This window comes from Streptomyces sp. NPDC052236, from assembly GCF_044548015.1.
Taxonomy (GTDB): domain Bacteria; phylum Actinomycetota; class Actinomycetes; order Streptomycetales; family Streptomycetaceae; genus Streptomyces.
In genome coordinates this window covers 349,664-367,929 of the sequence record NZ_JBIUBL010000001.1, presented here as the reverse complement: position 1 = coordinate 367,929, position 18,266 = coordinate 349,664, and the positions used below count along the sequence as shown (strand labels likewise).

At 70.6% G+C, this 18,266-nt stretch carries 20 protein-coding genes and 1 pseudogene; 7 read left to right on the top strand and 14 right to left on the bottom strand.

The genetic code is table 11. The annotated features are described in order from the left end of the window. Positions 1-39 precede the first annotated feature (39 nt). On the top strand, positions 40-1,065 hold the full coding sequence (locus tag ACIHCQ_RS01785) for an LD-carboxypeptidase (protein WP_399656759.1): 1,026 nt from the start codon (positions 40-42) through the stop codon (positions 1,063-1,065). 422 nt (positions 1,066-1,487) lie between these two features. Here the strand turns inward: ACIHCQ_RS01785 and ACIHCQ_RS01780 are convergent, their stop codons facing one another. Continuing rightward, positions 1,488-1,733, bottom strand: coding sequence for a hypothetical protein (locus tag ACIHCQ_RS01780; RefSeq protein WP_399656757.1), 246 nt, complete (start codon positions 1,731-1,733; stop codon positions 1,488-1,490). 133 nt (positions 1,734-1,866) lie between these two features. Between ACIHCQ_RS01780 and rraA the strand changes: the two genes are divergently transcribed. Together rraA and ACIHCQ_RS01770 are read left to right on the top strand one after the other, a co-directional pair. Next, complete coding sequence (gene rraA / locus ACIHCQ_RS01775; RefSeq protein ID WP_399656755.1) at positions 1,867-2,334, top strand: ribonuclease E activity regulator RraA; 468 nt, start codon at positions 1,867-1,869, stop codon at positions 2,332-2,334. A 244-nt stretch (positions 2,335-2,578) separates the two neighbouring features. Further along, complete coding sequence (locus tag ACIHCQ_RS01770; protein WP_399656753.1) at positions 2,579-2,701, top strand: hypothetical protein; 123 nt, start codon at positions 2,579-2,581, stop codon at positions 2,699-2,701. Positions 2,702-2,748: 47 nt separating this feature from the next. Here ACIHCQ_RS01770 and ACIHCQ_RS01765 read toward each other — a convergent pair whose 3' ends face one another. Then, positions 2,749-3,291 carry a hypothetical protein gene (locus ACIHCQ_RS01765; RefSeq protein WP_399656751.1) on the bottom strand — a complete coding sequence of 181 codons (543 nt, stop codon included), beginning with the start codon at positions 3,289-3,291 and terminating at the stop codon, positions 2,749-2,751. A 549-nt stretch (positions 3,292-3,840) separates the two neighbouring features. On the opposite strand from ACIHCQ_RS01765, the gene ACIHCQ_RS01760 reads away from it, so the two are divergent. After that, positions 3,841-4,899: a GDSL-type esterase/lipase family protein gene (locus tag ACIHCQ_RS01760; protein ID WP_399656749.1), complete on the top strand. Its 1,059-nt coding sequence runs from the start codon at positions 3,841-3,843 to the stop codon at positions 4,897-4,899. 248 nt (positions 4,900-5,147) lie between these two features. Here the strand turns inward: ACIHCQ_RS01760 and ACIHCQ_RS01755 are convergent, their stop codons facing one another. The 6 genes from ACIHCQ_RS01755 to ACIHCQ_RS01730 form a co-directional block, all read right to left on the bottom strand. Beyond that, a complete protein-coding gene (locus ACIHCQ_RS01755; protein WP_399656747.1) occupies positions 5,148-5,891 on the bottom strand; it encodes an aminoglycoside 3'-phosphotransferase in 744 nt (247 codons plus the stop codon). Positions 5,892-6,344: 453 nt separating this feature from the next. Further along, positions 6,345-6,800, bottom strand: a complete 456-nt coding sequence (locus ACIHCQ_RS01750) for a lasso peptide biosynthesis B2 protein (RefSeq protein ID WP_399656746.1) — start codon at positions 6,798-6,800, stop codon at positions 6,345-6,347. Further along, positions 6,797-7,054 (bottom strand): lasso peptide biosynthesis PqqD family chaperone, encoded by a 258-nt coding sequence (locus tag ACIHCQ_RS01745; protein ID WP_399656744.1) that lies wholly within the window; start codon positions 7,052-7,054, stop codon positions 6,797-6,799. Before ACIHCQ_RS01745 ends, ACIHCQ_RS01750 begins: the two co-directional genes overlap by 4 nt. Continuing rightward, the gene (locus ACIHCQ_RS01740) at positions 7,051-8,955 is read right to left on the bottom strand and encodes an asparagine synthase-related protein (RefSeq protein ID WP_399656742.1); all 1,905 of its coding nucleotides are present in this window, start codon (positions 8,953-8,955) and stop codon (positions 7,051-7,053) included. The genes ACIHCQ_RS01745 and ACIHCQ_RS01740 overlap by 4 nt, the downstream gene beginning before the upstream one ends. Positions 8,956-9,057: 102 nt before the next feature. Continuing rightward, positions 9,058-9,201 carry a lasso RiPP family leader peptide-containing protein gene (locus tag ACIHCQ_RS01735; protein WP_399656740.1) on the bottom strand — a complete coding sequence of 48 codons (144 nt, stop codon included), beginning with the start codon at positions 9,199-9,201 and terminating at the stop codon, positions 9,058-9,060. Positions 9,202-9,378: 177 nt separating this feature from the next. Next, positions 9,379-9,957 (bottom strand): hypothetical protein, encoded by a 579-nt coding sequence (locus ACIHCQ_RS01730; protein WP_399656738.1) that lies wholly within the window; start codon positions 9,955-9,957, stop codon positions 9,379-9,381. Between the two features lie 511 nt (positions 9,958-10,468). Here ACIHCQ_RS01730 and ACIHCQ_RS01725 point away from each other — a divergent pair. The 3 genes and pseudogenes from ACIHCQ_RS01725 to ACIHCQ_RS01715 form a co-directional block, all read left to right on the top strand. Beyond that, a pseudogene (locus tag ACIHCQ_RS01725) lies at positions 10,469-11,341 on the top strand (ABC transporter substrate-binding protein); the annotation flags it as partial. Between the two features lie 160 nt (positions 11,342-11,501). After that, positions 11,502-12,356, top strand: coding sequence for a sensor histidine kinase (locus tag ACIHCQ_RS01720; protein WP_399656736.1), 855 nt, complete (start codon positions 11,502-11,504; stop codon positions 12,354-12,356). Beyond that, complete coding sequence (locus ACIHCQ_RS01715; RefSeq protein ID WP_399657554.1) at positions 12,353-12,640, top strand: response regulator transcription factor; 288 nt, start codon at positions 12,353-12,355, stop codon at positions 12,638-12,640. The genes ACIHCQ_RS01720 and ACIHCQ_RS01715 overlap by 4 nt, the downstream gene beginning before the upstream one ends. Here the strand turns inward: ACIHCQ_RS01715 and ACIHCQ_RS01710 are convergent. The 6 genes from ACIHCQ_RS01710 to ACIHCQ_RS01685 all read right to left on the bottom strand — a co-directional run bounded on the left by ACIHCQ_RS01710 (position 12,558) and on the right by ACIHCQ_RS01685 (position 18,266). Next, positions 12,558-13,208 (bottom strand): class F sortase, encoded by a 651-nt coding sequence (locus ACIHCQ_RS01710; protein ID WP_399656734.1) that lies wholly within the window; start codon positions 13,206-13,208, stop codon positions 12,558-12,560. The genes ACIHCQ_RS01715 and ACIHCQ_RS01710 overlap by 83 nt on opposite strands. A gap of 98 nt (positions 13,209-13,306) precedes the next feature. Beyond that, positions 13,307-13,798, bottom strand: coding sequence for a sortase (locus ACIHCQ_RS01705; protein WP_399656732.1), 492 nt, complete (start codon positions 13,796-13,798; stop codon positions 13,307-13,309). 707 nt (positions 13,799-14,505) lie between these two features. Then, positions 14,506-14,766 (bottom strand): hypothetical protein, encoded by a 261-nt coding sequence (locus ACIHCQ_RS01700; protein ID WP_399656731.1) that lies wholly within the window; start codon positions 14,764-14,766, stop codon positions 14,506-14,508. A gap of 151 nt (positions 14,767-14,917) precedes the next feature. After that, on the bottom strand, positions 14,918-15,646 hold the full coding sequence (gene fabG / locus ACIHCQ_RS01695; RefSeq protein WP_399656729.1) for a 3-oxoacyl-ACP reductase FabG: 729 nt from the start codon (positions 15,644-15,646) through the stop codon (positions 14,918-14,920). Further along, a complete protein-coding gene (locus tag ACIHCQ_RS01690; protein WP_399656727.1) occupies positions 15,643-17,313 on the bottom strand; it encodes an MFS transporter in 1,671 nt (556 codons plus the stop codon). The genes fabG and ACIHCQ_RS01690 overlap by 4 nt, the downstream gene beginning before the upstream one ends. A 29-nt stretch (positions 17,314-17,342) precedes the next feature. Next, positions 17,343-18,266: an NAD-dependent epimerase/dehydratase family protein gene (locus tag ACIHCQ_RS01685; protein WP_399656725.1), complete on the bottom strand. Its 924-nt coding sequence runs from the start codon at positions 18,264-18,266 to the stop codon at positions 17,343-17,345.

Sequence of the window (18,266 nt, the reverse complement as noted above, 5' to 3'; positions counted from 1 at the left end):
TGTGTAGCGTGTTGTTGCGCGTGTCGGAATACTGCGTCGATGACCGGTTCTGCACTGCCTCAACTGCTTCGACCTCGTGCCCTGAGGCCCGGAGATCTCGTCGTTATCGCATCGCTGTCCGGGCCGCTCCATGCCGCTTACGAGCCCGACCTCGAACAGGCGGTGGTCGTGCTCGAGCGGATGGGATTCCGCGTGCGTCGGGCACCGCTCCTCGAAGCAGGGCGGCACCATTGGTGGAGCGCGGCTCGGCCGGCGGAGATCGCCGAGGAGTTCAATGGACTACTGCGTGATCCTGAGGTGCGCGCGATCATCGCGCATGACGGCGGCCAGACGGCGCTCGGTTACCTCGACCTGATCGACGTCGAGGCGATCACTGCCGACCCCAAGCCGATCCTCGGCTACAGCGACATCTCGCTGCTGCATCTGGTGCTCTATGCGCGCACGGGTCTGGTCGGCTTCCATGCCGACTTGGCCACCCCTGGACTCGGCGGGCACTGGCAGGCCGCGCCCGCAGCGCGCCAAGCGGTGCTTGAGAAGCTCTACTCGAGGCTGCTGACCGGTACGGAGCCGATCGGTGCGCTGCCAACCACCCCGTCGTGGGAGTGCTGGCGTGCCGGTCGCACCGAAGGCCGGCTGATCGGCGGGGTGATTAATCGCATCGTGCTGGCGCAGGCGACGCGTTTCGCGCTGCCGCTCGAATGGTTCGACGGCGCGGTGCTGTTCTGGGAGGAGATGGGCGGCCAAGCATCGTATGTGTGGAGCTATCTACAGGTGCTGCGGCACTGCGGCATCCTCGATCGGATCTCCGGCATGGTCGTGGGTGTCCCGTACGCGATCGACGGGCTCGGGACGCCTGACGCGTCCCCGACCCTCGCCGAGATAGTCCTCGACGTCCTCGGCGACCGTGACATCCCGGTGCTGGGCAACGTTGAGTTCGGACATGCCGGCCCGAATCTGCCGATGCCGGTCGGCATCCGTGTCGGCCTGGATGCGCGGCAGCGGACATTGTCGCTGCTCGAACCGGCGGTACGGCCGCACGCGACGACGGGTACGGACAAGCACTGACACACGGTTCCGCCGCCGAGGGCCAGGGAGGCCGCGTCCGTGTCCCCGGCTCGGCCCGTAGTCGTACAGGCGACCGGCGCAGGCGTGGCCGAGTGACCGTGCGGCGGGCGGCAGCCGACCTCACCAGTGCCGCCCATCCGCCCTGTTGCGCACAGGACGTTGGGCGGCCGGAGCATCGCCGGAGCACCGCTTGTCGTGGCCTGCGGTGCCTCTGACTGGCACGGGAGTGGCTTCCTCGTACGTCCGCTCTCCGCTGTGGTTGATGGCAACGCTGGAGGCCAGTCGGCGAAGAGAGCGTGACACGGGGAAGCCCCGCCACACTCAGGCAGGCCGCACCCCCGTCCCTGCGGGAAGTCCGTGACTGTTCATCGGACCCGGCCTCCTCGCGGGCAACCTTCGGGAGCCACCCGGTGATCCACTTGTCACGGAGTCTCGGTGAAGCGGACGGACCAGGCGTAGCCGCCCAAGTTGTCGTGCGGGACCCGCCGGACTTCTCTGACCTGGCAACCGTCGTGGGCGTACTTGAGGGCGAACCGGTCGAGGCGCTGTGCGTCGGTGAGATCCTCCATGGACAGCGGTGCTCCGACGACGAGGTCTTCGTGAAGCACCGCGTCCGGGTCGGTACCGTCCGAGCAGACCAAGCACTGATGTGTTCTGGGTAGGGCCATAGCCCCAGTGTCCTCCTAACCTGGACACCCCGCGTTCGCAACGAATAGCTGGACTGCCGAGCTGTCCCCCTGAACGCCCTTTCCAGGCCCGTCGGCACTACGCCGCTACGACTCACTCCGATAAGGAAACCGAATGAAGCCCACGGCCGACCTCTACGACGACCACGGAGACGACCTTCAGTCGTGCACCACCCAGTTCCGCCCCTTCGGCGCCCGGACCTCGTTCGAGGGCGCGGTCACCACCGTGAAATGCCACGAGGACAACGTGATCCTCAAGACCACCGTCGGTGAGCCCGGGGCCGGGCGGGTCCTCGTCGTCGACGGTGGTGGCTCGCTGGCCGCCGCCCTGATGGGCGATGTCATAGCCGACCTGGCCGCGTCCAACGGCTGGGAGGGCGTCATCATCCACGGCGCCGTACGCGACGTCGAGGCGCTGTCCAAGGTCAACCTGGGCATCAAGGCCCTCGGCTCGAACCCTCGTAAGAGCCGCAAGGACGGCATCGGCGAGAAGGATGTGGAAGTCTCGTTCGGCGAGGTGACCTTTACGCCCGGCTGCCACCTCTACAGCGACGCTGACGGCATCCTGGTCACACGTGGGTGACGGACGGCCGTTCCGCTCACATACCGAGGTCGATCACGGTGCCCGCACCCTGTTCGCGGGCTGCCGGGAGAAGGGCTGAGAGCGGGGCGACACGCACCCCGTGTGCCGCCCCGCCTGCTCCTGCTGGCCCTTTCGGTGATCGCAGCGGTGGCGCTGGAGCCGGAGGAGGCCTGTACGGTCCAGGCTGGAGCGCCGGCTGCGGATCCGTCCCTCGCACGTACGGGCGGTGGAGGAGATCACCGCTATGCATGCCCACCCGGAACTGCGTCCTCTGGAGGAGAGCCCGGTGCGTGACCACGGTGTGCCGCTGGGGCCGGTTATGGTGCTGCTGCTCGTGTGCTGGACGGTCGCGGCACTCATCGTGTGACAGCGTGACAGCGTGGCTACCTGAGCGGTGGCAGTTCGGGTATGCCGCTACTCGGGGAGTTCGAGCATCGGTTCACCGCAGGACTGGCACTCGGCGTAGACGTCGAGTTCGTTGAGTATCTCGGCGTACTCGGTGTGGCCCTTGAGGGCCGCCGTGGCGGCGAGCAGGTAGCGGGTGCTGATCTGGTCGTGCTCTGCCGTGGCCAGGGCTTCCGCCAGGAGGGTCAGGGCCTCGGGGAGGGCCCGCCGATAGGCATCCGCGATGTCGTTGGCCAGGTCGGCCGGGGTCTCCCCATATTCGCCGGAGCACATGGCCACGAGGCCGACGACATAGAGGTAATCGTCACGCCTGGCCGGAGGAAGGCCGCGCGCGATGGTGACGAGGTGGGGCACGGCGGCGTAGGCGGCCGGCCAGGCGGTGCCCTCGGAGCACAGATAGGGCCACAGGTCGTCGAAGCGCTCGCCGTTCGTGGGGTGGGCCAGCAGGTGCCGCAGCTCGTCGGGGACGAAGGGGGCGTCCGGCCCGCCCTGCCCCTGGGACCAGTTCCGGTGGTCGAGTGCGGCCCAACGCGGGTCATCCAGAGGCAACATGGGCGGGAGTGTAGCCAGGCCGGGACAGCGCGAGCACCGAGCGACCGCGAGATGGGCCAGTTCGGCGGTTGTCGTGGAGCGGGTGACGGCAATCGAAGAAGGTGAAGGCCGTTCAGGCCGTTCAACGCATGAACGAATGTCTGGGGCTGCACGAGTGTGACCTGTGCCCGCCGGAAGACCCTCCTGATCAGCCACTACATCACCGCACACGGCTATCAGCCGCCTCAGGCCTTTATGGACGCCGTTCTCGCCGTCGACGTTGAGGCGTGGGTCGCCGCCCGCTGGCCCGAGGTCCCGTTCCCCTGGGTCCCGGACGACGCGGGCGCGCCGCCACCGATCCTGTGCCATCTATTGACGTGTCAGCGACAAAAATGGCTTCATGGGTGTATGGGAGCGCTCCCACGCAGAGGAAGGGCATAGCCCATGCGCAGTACACCTCCGTTACGTCGCTTACCCCGCTTACCTCGCTTACGTCCTTTACGTTTCGTACGGCCGCGCCCGGTCGCGTCCGCCCGCGTAGTCGGCCTGTTCGCCGCCCTGATCGGCCTGTTGCTGCCGCTTCATCTGAGCCTCGCACCGCCGGTCGCCGCCGCCCCGCTCGCTGCCGCACCAGTCGCCACGGCCCCCGCCGAAGCCGCGGACCCGGTGCGCATCATGCCGCTCGGGGACTCCATCACCGGCTCGCCGGGTTGCTGGCGTGCCGTGCTGTGGAACCAGCTCCAGAGCGCCGGGTACAAGAACATCGACTTCGTCGGCACGCTCGGCACCCAGGGCTGCGGGCAGGCGCACGACGGCGACAATGAAGGCCATGGCGGCTACCTGGCCACCAACGTGGCCAACCAGGACCTGCTTACCGGATGGCTGGCCGCCACCTCGCCGGACATCGTTGCGATGCACTTCGGGACGAACGACGTCTGGAGCAACATCGCGCCCGACCGCGTCCTCGCCGCCTACACCACGCTGGTGGGGCAGATGCGGGCGAGCAACCCCGACATGAAGATCCTCGTCGCCCAGCTCATCCCGATGAACCCCAGTACCTGCACCGCCTGCGCCCAGCGCGTCGTCGACCTCAACCAGCGGATCCCGGCCTGGGCCCGGACCATCACCACCGCGCGGTCGCCGGTGACCGTCGTCGACCAGTGGACCGGCTTCGACACCGCCGCCGACACCTACGACGGGGTCCACCCGACCACCCCCGGCGACAACAAGATCGCCGCGCGCTGGTATCCGGCGCTCGCCGCTCTCCTCACCCCCGGTGGCCCCGGCGGCCCGGGGCCGGGCAACGGCACCTGTACGGCGTCGTTCCGCGACGCGTCGTCCTGGCAGGGCGGCTACCAGGGCGAGGTGACGGTGACCAACACGTCCGCCGCGCCCGTCTCGGGCTGGAAGGTGAGTGTCGTCCCGGCAGGGGGCGCAACGCTCAGCCAGGTCTGGAACGGCACACTCGGCACGGCCGCCAACGGCACCGCCACCGTCGCCAACGCCTCCTGGAACGGCACCTTGACCGCCGGTGCGAGCACCACCTTCGGTTTCATCGCCACCGCCCCGGCCGGCGCCGGGACACCTTCGGCCACCGTCAGTTGTTCGGCGACGGTCGCTTCCTCCTGACCAGGGACCAGGGACCAGTGACGGCGTGCGCCGGGACACACCAGTTCAGGGCCCGTACGACGTGCTTCGGAGCGTCGTACGGGCCCTGCTCTGCGAACCGTGCGACCCAGCCGCCGCGTTGGCCGATCTGGACCTTCACCCGCCCCCACAGCACGGATCTGGCACAGATCATTCGCTGTCGCACCGTTCCAGAACCAGGCTCGCGGACCCTTCTTCGAGTCCGTTGTCCTCCTCCAGGTGCGGATGAGTCAGGTCGCACTCCAGAGACGTCGATAGAAGTCGGTCCGGTAGGGGTCGGGGGCGATGCCGTAGGCATCGAGGAGGGCGTCCTCCCAGCCCGGTCCGTAGTTCCACTCGGTGCTCCAGGTGGCAACGGCCAGATCGGCCCATCGGTCGGCGATCCCGAGGGTGCCCATGTCGACGTGACCGGACCAGGAGCCGTCATCGTGCAGCAGCGTGTTCGGCGCGCAGGGATCGCCGTGGCACACGACCAAGCGGTCGACCGGCGGGGGCTCGGGCAGGTCCGCGGACACCTTCATGCCTGCGCGCCGGGCGTGTTCCAGGCGGTGTTCGACAGACCAGGTGAAGGGACAGTCGGCAACTGGCAGCCGGTCGTGCAGAACTCGCAGCCCTGCTCCCAGCGCGCGGACGGCCGTACCGGGGTCCGCCCGCCATCGGCGGCTGACGGCACTCTCGCCGGGAACCCCATGGGTGACGAGCCAGGCTCCGTCCTCGCCGCTTCCGTGGTCCCGTACGCGGGGCACGGGCGTGAAGCGGCCGGCCCAGCGCAGGCGTACTGCCTCGGCGGCCAGGTCCAGCCCGGAGCCTGCCGGAGCCCACTTGGCGAACAGCCGGCGGTCCCCGCTGCCGATCTGGAAGGTCAGGCCGCCCAACTGGTTCTGCCATACGGGCAGCAGTGGCCGGTCCCCGGCGAGTGCGTTGATCGGCGCGGGTACGTGCACTGGGGAAAGCGGCGGTCCGGAGTAGAGCATGGGGGCATGCTCCTCTTCGCATCGCGCCGCAAGCGAGTGGTTTTCCTGGTGGGTCACTGCGGAGGCACAGCGATGCCCCCGAATGGCGCGCTGAACTACGCAAAGGATGATCATCCGGACGACAGAGACGACCAGCCCACCCGCGCCTGACTCTGCCCTGCCGTGCCTACCGCCTGAGGGCCCTGTATCGCTTGAGAAGAGCGGTGAGGGCAGTGCGAACCCGCCACGCTGGTCGCCGCCCTCGCACCCTGGGCCGTCCGGCGGCGCGGTGGGGTCGAACGACCGTTCATCGACGCGAGCACCACCGTCGCCAGTGCCGGGCCGGCATCACCCGTCTTCCATGATGCCTACCACCCGTACATCGGCATGGTGTGGGCCTACCGGGTCGCAAGGTCGCAAGGACCGATGCCCGATGTGCCAAAGAGCGGTCGTCACCGGGACATGAACGACGGGCTACGCGGTTCCCGGCTCGGCTGCCGTACGCCCGGTCTCCCGATGCCCTTCCGGCGGCACGCTGATCACGGTCCGGTATGTGCTGGCGTCCTCGGGTTCGCCGACCCGCCGGCCATAGGCTTCCACCCAGGCGTGCGCGGCGAATGGTGGGGTGCGCACTCCTGAGCACCAGGTGGGCCAGTTGCCGCCCATCCGGCACAGCAGGGCCGTGGCCAGTGAACGCTGGAGGCAGTAGCGGCCGGCGCACAGTGTGCTGACGGCCGTGACCTCCTGCCGGGCCTGTAGCGCCTGGGCGTAGGTGGCCGGTGTGGCTCCTCGACGTGCGGCGTTCAGGAGGGCGCGGATGCGGCGCGGTGGCAGGTGGGCGATGAGCCGCGCGGCGGTGACGGCGGTGCGGGCGGCGATACGGCGGGGCAGCGGGGGCCGGATTCCGTTCGTGTCCAGGACCTGGCTCATGAGGCCGAGACCAGGTTCGCCCGGGTGAGCTGGTCGACCAGTGCCGCGACATCCGCTGCGGCGCGTTCCCGGCTCACCGGGCGGGTCCGGGTGAGCTGGTCGGCCACATGCTCGGGTGTGGCGCCGTCGAGCAGGGCCTGGACGGCGAGGGCACCGGTGGCGTTGAGCTGCCAGTAGCGCCCGTTGCGTTCGTCCAGCAGGACCATGCCGTCCTCGGTGGGGCAGGCGGTGACATCGGCGCGCAGTCGGCTCAACGGGATACTCCTTCGTGCTCGTGCTCGTGCTCGTGCTCTTGCCCGTGCTCGGCCCGCGCCGGATCGGGTGGGCTCAGGTACACGGGGGTTGGCTGGGCTGCCAGGTCACGCAGCCATGCCTCGGCGCCGAGGGTGGCCTCCAGCTCTGCCGCGCCACCGCGGAGCATGCCCGGGGAGAGCAGGGCGCGCCGCAGCGGCTCTTCGTCGGCGACGCCCGCGGCCACCAGGTGGGAGTCCGCCGCCCACGCGGCCAGCTCCGGCCGGTGCAGTTTCAGTCCGGCCTGCCACTGCGGGCCGCAGTGGTCCTTGGTGGTACGGGCCAGGATGCGGGCGGGCACCAGGCCGTCCATGGCGGCGGCGAGCAATGGTTTGTACGCCCACGGGGCCGCCGCCTCGTGCGGCCGGGCCGCCAGGCAGGCGCTGATCACGGCGTCGTCGCAGAACGGGCTGTGCGCGGGCAGACCGGCGGCCGCCGTTTCGTGCGCGATCCGCCCGGCGATCCGCCCGGCCTGCTGTGCCTGCTGGATCCAGGCGTGACGACCGCGGTCGCGGGCCAGCGGCGCGGTGTCGGCGGCGGCCGCGCGCAGCAGATCGCCGAGCAGCTCGGCGGCCCGCTCGCTGGACCACGGTGGCAGCTGCGGCCGTGGCCTCCAGCCCTGCGGCAGCCCAAGGGCGGTGCCGGGTGGGCGCGTTTCCCGCAGCCGCCCCGCGGTATCGGCCAGCCAGGATCCGTACGTACGCCCGTCGAGCAGCATGCGCGCGGTGGCACCCAGTGGCCACCGCCGCCGGGCCCGATGGCCCTTGATGTGCCGCAGGCCCAGCAGGGGGGAGCGGCGCAGCAGGCCGTGCACATACGTGTCGCAGGGCTGGACCACGTGGTCGCCGCCGTGTCCCTTCAGGCGGCGCAGCGCGCCGTGCGAGCGCATCGCCTCGGCGAGCCGGCGCTGCTGGGCCCGGTCGCGCAGCGCGGCCGAGGGCTCGTCCGCCGGATCGCCGCGCTCATTGAGCCCGGCGAAGTAGGCGGGCAGCTCGTCGGGGGGAAAGGTCAAGTGCTCGATTCCGGGCAGGTGCGCGGCGGCGTGCGCGGCGTAGGCGTGGTCCTCGTTGCCGGGTGTGCTCCAGTGCAAGGTGGCGGTGACGAGGCGGGCTCCGGCCTCGGCGGCCAGGAAGCACAGGGAGGTGGAGTCCATGCCTCCCGACAGGTCGGCGCCCAGCACCTCTCCCGGCCGCACTCGCAGCGCCACGGCGTCGCACAGTGCCTGGCGCAGGGCGGGCGCTGCCTCGGCCAGCGGCAGTTCGGCCGCGGGCTCCTGCCACCAGGCGGCCGTACGCCACTGGCCGCCGGGCTCCAGATACAGGCCTTGGCCGGGAAGGACGCTGTGGACGCCGCGCCACAGCGCGCCGCCGGCGAGCGGGTGGGGGACGGTGGATCCGGCCAGGCGTGCGGCCAGTTGCGCGGTGTCCAGTTCGGCGTCGGTGAGCCAGGCCAGCGTACGGGCGCGGTCGGCGCACACGGTCCCGCCCCCGGCCGCCGTGCGGTACACGCGCCGCTGCCCGGACATGCTTCCGCGCACGAACGTGCGCCCGCCGACGGAGGCGATCACATGAAAGCTTCCGTGAGCACCGCGCAGCGCGGTCTCGACATCCGCGAGAGTGTGAACGCGCGTGACGCGTACGGCCAGTTCCTCGGCGCTCAGCGAGCATGTTCCGGCGACCGCCAGACGTACCTGCCCGGCGCAGGCCACCGTCATCTCGCCCGGTTCCCAGGAGCCGGCCAGCCATGGCCGTCCCGAGGGGTGCGGCACACCGTGGCGGGTGTGCTGCCGCAGCCGCCGCAGGATGTCGGGGGCGAGGTCGCGGTCCGGAAGAACAACGAACCAGCAGGCGGGGGCAGAGCCCATAGGGCCTCTCCAACAGGTGTGGTGTGCAAGGGCCATAGAGGGACCCGGGGGTCGGCTCGCGCGGGTTCCATCCCGGCCGCGAGCCGACCCCCGTCAAGCTGCTCAGAAGAGGTACTCTTCGTCACCCTCCGGGACGTGTTGTTCAAATCCCTGGGTGAGCTCGGCGTAGCCGCCGATCTCTACCAGTTCCGGCGCCTGATAGATGCTCTCCTTACCGGCCTCCGGCGCGGTGTCTCGCTGGTCCATGTCCAACTTCCTTCCGGTCGGGGCGGACTGAACCGCCCACATTGCTGTATGGATTCAGCTGATTACATTCCGCAGTTGCGGTCTTTTAAGCCCAAGTGGGCTAAAGAGGGGTTATATGACTTGCGAAACAGGCCGAGCCCCGGCGGTTGCCTGCCGCCGGGACCCGGGCACTGCTGGTCAGGCTGTGGGCTTGTGCATCTTCCAGTCGGCGACGTTGGAGCTGCGGTTGAAGTAGGCGTTGGTGCAGAGGTCGTACTGTGCGCCCGTGGCGGTGCTCTGGCCGTTGGTCTCCAGGAAGCCGCCGTTGTCGCCGTAGAGGTTCCAGAGGTGGACGAGGTCACCGAAGCGGACGTTCTGGTCGGCCGGTGAGGAGGCCTGCGCGAAGATCCTCCACCGGCCGGTGCCCGTGGCGCGGTCCCTGGTCTGGGAGGTGGACACGTCGTACTTGGCGCCGGCGTTCTTCTGGTCGGCGGTGGCGTGGCCGTTGGTGTCGAGGTAGCCGCCGTCACCGCCGTAGAGGTTGCGCAGGTAGATCACGTCGCCGCTGACGACGGGCTGGCCGACGGCCTTGCCGGAGACGGAGATGACCTCCCAGGTGCCGGTGCCCTTGCCGCGGGTGGGCGTGTTGGCCGTCGATACGTTGTACTTGCCACCCGAGGCGGCGCTGTGGCCGTTGGTGTCGAGGTAGCCGCCCTGCCAGCTGTTGTAGCCGTTCTGCAGGTGGATCTGATCGCCGTACTTGAGCTCGTTCGCCATCCGTCTTCCTCTCGGTTGACGTCGGTTGTCGGCGCTGCGTACAGCTCTCAGCCGGGCAGGGAACCCGGGTCAACGCCCGGCGAGGCACGGATAATGCTGTCGCAACTGCCTCTAATCGGGAACTAATTGGCGAACTTGTCCAGAAGTCGCCAGGTTCACTTTCAGCCTGAAGCGGGCGTAACCGGCCTGTCCCCGGAGGGCCGCATTGGGCGCTCACCGCCTGCCGACCCGACGGCAGATGCGGGGGGCGGCTGCGACGACGACATGACTCTCGCGCCCGGCGACCTCACGTTCCTGTACGAAAAGGAGCAGTAGCTCAACACCATGCTTCGGCAGCGGGCGGAGCCCGGCGAGCCCGGCGAGCCCGGCGAGCCCGTGAGTATTCGCCCTGCCCACGTCGGGCGCCAACTCTGTGGGCCATGCACCGACCGTCAACCGAAGGGTTGAATCGGAAGGCGGCTTACGGGCGACGCGGGGCGCCCCCGGGCAGCGGCAGACTCGCCGCATGACCATCAGCAGCAGCTTCAGCAGACGCAGGATCCTCGCCGTCGGTGCGGGCGCGGCGCTCGCCACCACCGCCTCGCCGGCCTTCGCCGGGAGCGCCCCCGCCAGGCGCGAGGAGACCCGGTCGCTCGACGAGCTGTATGGGGACGCGCTCGCCGAGGGCGGCAAGCTCGTCATCTACGCGGGCGGCGACACGGCCACCCAGCAGGACGCCACCAAGGCGGCCTTCCGCAGCCGGTTCCCCGGCATCGATCTGACGCTCGTCGTCGACTTCAGCAAGTACCACGACGTCCGCGTGGACAACCAGTTGGCGACCGGCACCCTCGTCCCCGACGTCGTACAGCTCCAGACCCTCCAGGACTTCACCCGCTGGAAGCGGCGGGGCGAACTCCTGCCCTACAAGCCCGCCGGATTCTCCAAGGTCCACAAGGGCTTGAAGGACCCCGACGGCGCGTGGACGGCCATCCAGGTCATCGGGTTCAGCTTCATGTACGACGTCGCGGCGGCCGGGCCGGATGCCCCGAGGACGCCCCTGGACCTGCTCGACCCGCGCTGGAAGGGTGCCATCGCCTCCTCGTACCCGCATGACGACGATGCCGTGCTCTACCTCTTCGCGCTGTACGTGGAGAAGTACGGCTGGGAATGGGTGGCCCGGTTCGCCGCGCAGCAGCCGCGGTTCGCCCGTGGCTCCCACACCCCGGGTGTGGCCGTCAACGGCAAGCAGAAGATCATCGGTCTCGGGACCTCCGGCTCGCTGACCGCGCCGCCGACGGCGCCGACGCGCTGGGTGGCGCCGGACGGGCACCCGTTCATGGCGTGGGGGCAGCGGGCCGCGATCCTGAAGCGGGCCGCTCGCCCGGCCGCGGCGAAGCTGTATCTGACGGGTACGGGGGCGGGCTGGCCCCCTGGGACCGGCTGGGCGCCCGCGCGTTCGCCAGGCCGCTCTGGCTCGGCGGGCTGCTCCTGTCTGGTTCTGCCTCTCCTGGATCGCCCTGGGCCCACTCGCCGCCGGGTACGCGTGGCTTGCCGTACCGCTGGCCGTGCTCGCGCTGCGCGTCCTCGGGCAGCGGGCCGCCGTCGGCGCGGTCGCGGTGATCACCGTACTGCTGGCGGTCGCCCTGGTACGGCAGACCGGTCGGCTCGACCTGGAACAGGTGACACCCCCGGCCGCCGCGGTCTGGGCCACCGTCGCCCTGCACCGCTCCCAGCAGCAGCTCCAGCGGGAGGCGGGACGGCTCGCGGAGCGAGCCAGGATCGCCCGGGATCTGCACGACACGCTCGCCCAGGAACTGGCGGGCAGCCGGATGCTGCTCCAGTCCGCCGAGCGGGACTGGGACCGGCGGCCGGAGGCGGCCAGGGCCCAGGTCAGAGCGGTCGTCGAGGCGCTCGGCACGAACCTGGCCGAGACCCGCAGCATCATTGGGGACCTGACCCCGCCCGCGTTGCGGCAGGACGATCTGGAGACGGCGCTGCGCGTGCTCTGCGCGCGGACGCAGGCGGCTGTCGGGGCCCCTTGCGTGACCTTCCGTACGCGGGGCGGTCCTGTGCCCGTGTCCACGGACCGGGCGGCGGCGCTGCTGCGCGTGGCGCAGGGGCTGCTGGCGAATGTGCGCGACCACGCACGGGCCGGGAAAGTGCTGGTCACGCTGGCCCGGCGGGCGGACGGGACGATCGCTCTGGAGGTGCGGGACGACGGCGTGGGCTTCGCCCCGGGTGCCTCGGGTGCACCGTCGGCGCCCGGGCGCGGGTTCGGTCTTGCGGCCGGGCGGGACCGGCTGGGCGTGTACGGCGGCACGCTCGCCGTACGCAGCGCCCCGGGGCGCGGCACCAGGGCGCTGGCGACGGTGCCCGTCGGTTCCTCGGTCTCCTCCGTCCCGGTGGGCGCGGCCCCGTGACCGGCACAGGCACAGTGACCGGCGCTGCCTTGCCCTTGCGGATCCTGATCGTGGACGACCATGCCGTCGTACGCGCCGGGCTGCGGGCCCTCGTCGAAGGCGAGCCCGGTCTTGAAGTCATCGGTGAGAGCGGTGACGGCGAGGAGGCCGTACGTATCGCGGGCCGTCTCCGTCCGGACGTCGTGCTGATGGACCTGCGAGCTATGTCACCGCGGTCAGCGTCGCGTAGACCACGACGTTGCCCAGGTAGCCGGTGTGCTTGGTGTGACTGCCGCCGCAGGTGATCACCCGCAGTTCGGGCAGACCGGAGCTGCCGTAGACCTTCTTGTTCGGGAAATCCTTCTTGTCGTAGGCCTCCACGGCGTCGACCGTGAACACGGCCGTGCGCCGGTCTGCCCGGCTGATCTCGATGGTGTTGCCCTTGGCCAGGGCACCGAGATCGTGGAAGACGCCGGGGCCGCTGCGCGTGTTCACGTGCCCGGTGGTGACGGCTGTCCCTGTCGAGCCGGGAGCCGTTCCCTTGCCGTACCAGCCGGCAAGGCCGGGGCTGTCGGCGGGCGGGGGCCGCAGCGCCCCCGCCGCGTCGAGGCCCAGTTTTGTCATGGAAGTGTCGACATCGATGGCGGGGATCCGCAGCCGGACCGGATCCGACGGGGGCAGCGGCCGGACGGTGCCGCTGAGAACGGGCCGTACAGAGCGGGGGAAGGCCTGGGCGGCCGATGGCTGCGGGGGTGGCTCGTCGCGTGCCACGTCGGTCACCAGCACGGCGCCCGCCATCAGTGCGCAGGCCAGAAATGTGGCTGAAGGGGTGAAGGAGCGGGGGGAAGTGCTGGTCTGGTGCTCGGGTTCCATCGCGGTTGAGCCTCTGGTTCGCACCGGGGTGGGGTGGGGCCGTCGCGACCCCCGGGCCGATGCGGTGTCCGGGGGCCGGTGTGGCGGGAGTTGGGCGGTCAGGTTCGGTCAGCGACGCTCGGGCGGCGGCGCATCCTGACCACACCCCCGGCGGCGGCTCCAGCGAGCAGCACACCGCCCAGGGCGAACTGCGTGCCTTTGCCGTCGGCCCCGATACCGGCGTCGATCGCGCCGTGTGGGCTGTGGCCGGTGATCTCGTGCGTATCGGTGAGCTTGATCCGCGGTGGGCACTTCACGGTGACGGCGTGGGTGCCGGGCCCGGTCTCTTCCGGGACCTTGAACCGGCCGGTGAGCACACCTTCACCGTCGCCCTCGAACAGGTGGAACGCCCCTCCCGCCTCCGACGTGCCCTTGCCGTAGGTAACTTCCGGGCCGCAGGCGGTGGTACTGACGGTGACCGTGGAGCCCGGGGAGGCGTTCCCCGGGCGGATGCGGATCTCTGAGTCGTCGGCGGCGTGAGCGGCCGGGACCGACAGAACAAGGGCACCGACAGTCAGGCCGATACCTACACCAACATGTGTGTTGCGCATGAGGATCCTCCAAGGGAGCAGCGTCCGGCCTGTTTGCGCGGCGCCTCTGCTGTGCTTCGCTCACGAGGCAACCGACAGTCCGTAAGCGCCGCAACACGACGCGTTGCCACATGTGTCACCCGGGCAGGCGTAGTAGCGGCTGTCGCTTGATCGTTTACGCAGGTCACCGGAGCAAAGACCGTCACGGTGGAGGAAGCACCAGAGAGACGGCGAACGGGCTAGGGGTATGCCCGAGTCGGTTGACCACTGCTTGACGCACTGCTTGACGCCGCTTGACGCTTTGCCGGCCAGGCAGCCGGACGCGGCGACGGTGAGAGAGCGATCTGCACATACAGACGCGGCCACGCGAAGCCGCGGGCCGCGGAGAGATGCCGGCATGGCCGGCGGGCGTATCGGCGTATGTGCACAGCACAACGCCTGCGAGGTGGGCTTCCTTCGCCGGCATTGTCCGGATCAGGTGGTGGAGGTCGCCTTCGGGCCTCTCGGCCGTCCAGCCTCTCAGCCCTTCCTCCAGGGCGCATTCTCGAGAACCGCAGTCCTCTCGAACACGTCCCTTTGGTCGAGCTCCCTCGCTCGCCCCGCAGGCTTGTTATTAGCCTAACTCTGTCCGTATTGCGAAGCTAGTCCTAATGGAGAGAAATCTCACTTTCTTTGGGGTTTGTTCGCAAGCGGATGCGGCTGGGCAGGCAAGGCCTGAGCCGTCTTCATCAGTTCCACCAGACTGGGAGGCGCTGTCCGCCGTGTGTCCGGCGTCCATGCCGCGCCCGAACAGGGCCACCACGGCGGCCGGGGCGGCCGGCCGGCGCGGTGTCGACGCCGGCGTCGGCGCGCGCGGCGTAGAAGGAGTGGAAGCCCGACATCCCGGTCACGTTCTCGCCGGTCATGTTCTCGGCGGCTTGCGGGAGGATGTCCGCCGCCGTGAGGCCGTTGGCCTGGGCGAGGACGATGGCCTGCGCCCGGTACGGCAACGGGAGGGGACGCCCTTGTCACCTGGCGGCTGCGGTGGGTCAACGTCCATGCGACACCTTCTGTGGGTCCCGCAGGAGCAATGTCCGGCGCGAAGCGGCGGACGCCGGGTGGGCGCGTATGCGGACTCGATGCCGTGGCTTCGGTCTCGCCTCAGTGTCCCAGCCCGGCGCCTCCGTCGACCGGGATCACGGCGCCGCGCACAGAGCCGGCACCGGCCAGGAACGCCACCGCGTCGGCGACCTCCTCTGGCTGGGCCGGCCGTCCGGCCGGGGTCCGGCGCAGCAGCTCCCGGCGTTGTTCCGCGGTGAGCGCACGGCTCATGTCCGTCTCGGTCAGGCCGGGCGCCACCACATTGCAGGTGATGTCCCGGGGGCCGAGCTCGTGGGTCAGCGACCGCGCGAAACCGACCAGACCAGCCTTCGCCGCCGCATAGTTGGTCTGTCCAGGGGCGCCGTGCAGCGCCGCCGTCGAAGAGATCAGCACGATACGGCCATGGCCTTCCCGGAGCATTCCGCGTATCGCGCGCTGGGCGACCCGGAAGGCCCCGGTGAGGTTGGTGTCGATGACCGAGGTGAAGTCCGCCTCGCTCATCCGCACGAGCAGCCGGTCCTGGGTGACACCGGCGTTGGCGACCAGAACGGTGACCGGACCGTGGACCGACTCGGCCTCCTTGAAGGCCCGCTCCACCTGGTGACTGTCCGTCACATCACACTGTACGGCGAGTAGGCCCTCCTCCCCGGGCGGTTCATCACCGCGGTAGGTCACCGCGACGAGGTCCCCGGCCGCGGCGAAGCGGCGGGCTATGGCCAGCCCGATCCCCCTGTTTCCCCCGGTCACCAGGACCGAACGGGCCGTTGTCCGCGCCGTTGTCCGCCTCATCGTGCCTTCCCACTCCGCAGGTGTCCCGCGTCTCGCGGTTCTTCCGGTTCTTCCGGCTCTTCCTGGAGGTTCTGCGGCCGTCCCCGTATGCGCATCCCTACGACACAGAAGGCGAGCCCGGCGAAGGCCAGTACGGCGGTCCAGACCGTGGCCGCGTACATCGCGTCGAGGAAGGCGCTGTCCGCCGCCTCCGCCAGTTCCGGCAGTCGCAGCGAACCGGCCAGCGACCGTGCCGCCTCGGCGGAGGTCCGGGCCTCCTCCTCGGCCCCCGGCGGCAACCCGGACGGTCCCCCGGGCAGCACGGCACCGGCCATCCGCTCCCGGTACACCCCGGAGAGGATCGAGCCGGTGATCGCCACCCCGAGTGTCCCGCCAACCTGCCGCGTGACACTGTTGACCGCCGATCCGGCGCCGGCGAGATGCTGCGGCACCCCGCTCATCATCATGGCCGTGACCGGCGTACCGACCAGGCCCATACCGAACCCCTGCACCCACAGCAGCGCGGCGATGACCAGGACCGAAGTCCGCTCGTCGCACCACAGATAGGCGATGTATGTGGCGCCGGTGGCGAGTATTCCGGCTGCGACCGTCCACCGGGCCGACAACAGCCTGCTTGCCCCCGGCGAAGCCTGACTGCCCAGGACGATGCCGACCGCGGCGGCGATCATCACGGTTCCGGCGTACGCGGGGGAGAGCCCGCGGGGGCCCTGGAGGTAGAAGGCCGCGTAGAACAGGTGCCCGGCCAGTGCCATGAACGCCACCAGCAGCACCACACTCCCGGCCGTGAACCCGGGCTGCCGGAACAGCCGGAGGTCCAGGCTGGGGGCGGGGGATCTGCGCTGACCGGCCACGAAAGCGGCGAGCAGCGCGCCGCCCAGCAGGAGAGGGAGCAGGACGTGCGGCCCGTACCAGGTCTCCTGATTGCCGAGTTCGATGATCCCGTAGACCAGACCCCCCAGCCCGAGCACCGACATGGCCAGTCCCGGCAGGTCGAGCACCCGGCGCCGCGAACCGCTCAGCTTCGGTACGACGGCCACCACACCGGCCAGACACAGGACGACGATCGGCACATTGACCAGGAACACCGAGCCCCACCAGAAGTTGCTGAGCAGCGCCCCGCCCACGACCGGGCCGACGGCCACGCCGAGGCCGCTGGAGGAGCTCCAGATCGCGATCGCCCGGGTGCGTTTCTCCTCCGGGGTGCTCTGCACGATGACCGACAGCGTCGCGGGCATCAGGAGCGCGCTGCCCGCGCCCATGAAGCCGCGCGCCACGATGAGCCAGGTCGCGTTTCCGGCGAAGGCCCCGGCGCCGGAGGCGGCGGCGAACAGTGTCAGACCGGTGAGGAGGGTGGCACGGGGGCCGAAACGGTCGGCCAGCGCACCGCCCGCGAAGAGGGTGCCGGCGAAGACCAGGGTGTACGCGCTCGCTACCCACTCCAGTTCGGCGGGGGTAGCACCCAGTCCCTGGACCGGGTCGGCCAGCGTGGTTACGGCGACATTGAGGATCGAGGTGTCCAGCCAGATCAGCATCTGGGCGCAGACCATGACTGTGACGACGGCCCACGGCCGGGGCGGGGCCGCCCTCTCGCCCGCCTTGCCTGCCTCGCCCGCCTTGCCTGCCTCGCCCGCCTTGCCTGTCTCGCTCGCTGCGCCGGCCGCGCTCACCGGACGGCCTCCCGGCCGCGTCGGCCCGGTCATTCCTGTCCCAGCACGTCGCGCCAGCTCGGCCGCAGCGGCTTCCAGCCCAGCGCCGTACGGGCCCGGGCGTTGGCCGCCCCGCGCGCCGCGGTGAGCTGATGGGCGGTGAACCAGCCGAGCAGGCGGGGCGCGAGCGCGGCCGGGATCGTGCGCGGAGGCGGTCCCCCCAACGTACGGGCGTAGTGCGGAAGCCACTGCGCCGCCGGAGCCGGGTCGTCGTCCGTCACGTGGAAGAGGCCGACGGCGTCCGACTCGACGGCCGACACCGCGGCCCCCACGGCATCCTCCACATGCAGGAACGAGGTGATCCCGGACGCGCCCCCGGGCAGCGGAAGCCGACCGGCCAGCACCGACTGCCCGGTCCCGCCGGTACGGGCGTACGCGGTCCCTGCGCCGTACAGCGCGCCGTACCGCAGCACCACACCCGCGAGGTCCGGGCTGCCCAGGACCAGCCGCTCCAGCTCGGCGACGGCCCCTACAGTGGCGGCCCAGCCGGGATCCGGGGCCTGAAGGTACAGCGGCGCGTCCTCGTCGAGGACCGGCTCCCCGGCCGGGGCGGCGGCGAAGGCGATGCTCTGCGCGACCAGCCGCCGCGCACCCGCCGCACGGGCCGCCGCGATCAGGTTGGCGGTGCCCTCGGTACGCAGCCGTGCGGTCAGCGCGAAGGCCCCGGCGGGGTCGTCGCCCAGCAGCCGGAACGCCGTCATCTGGTGGACGATCACCTCCGGCCGGGCGGCCGACACCGCCGACAGCAGCGCCTCCCGGTCGAGGGCATCGGCGGTCACGACCGCGTCAGCGTCCGGGGCCTCGGCCCGGGACGCGGCACGGACCAGCGCGCTCACCTGGTGCCCCCGCGCCCGAAGCGCGCCCACCAGCGGGTGTCCGACCACTCCGGTGGCCCCTGCGACAAGCACCCGCAC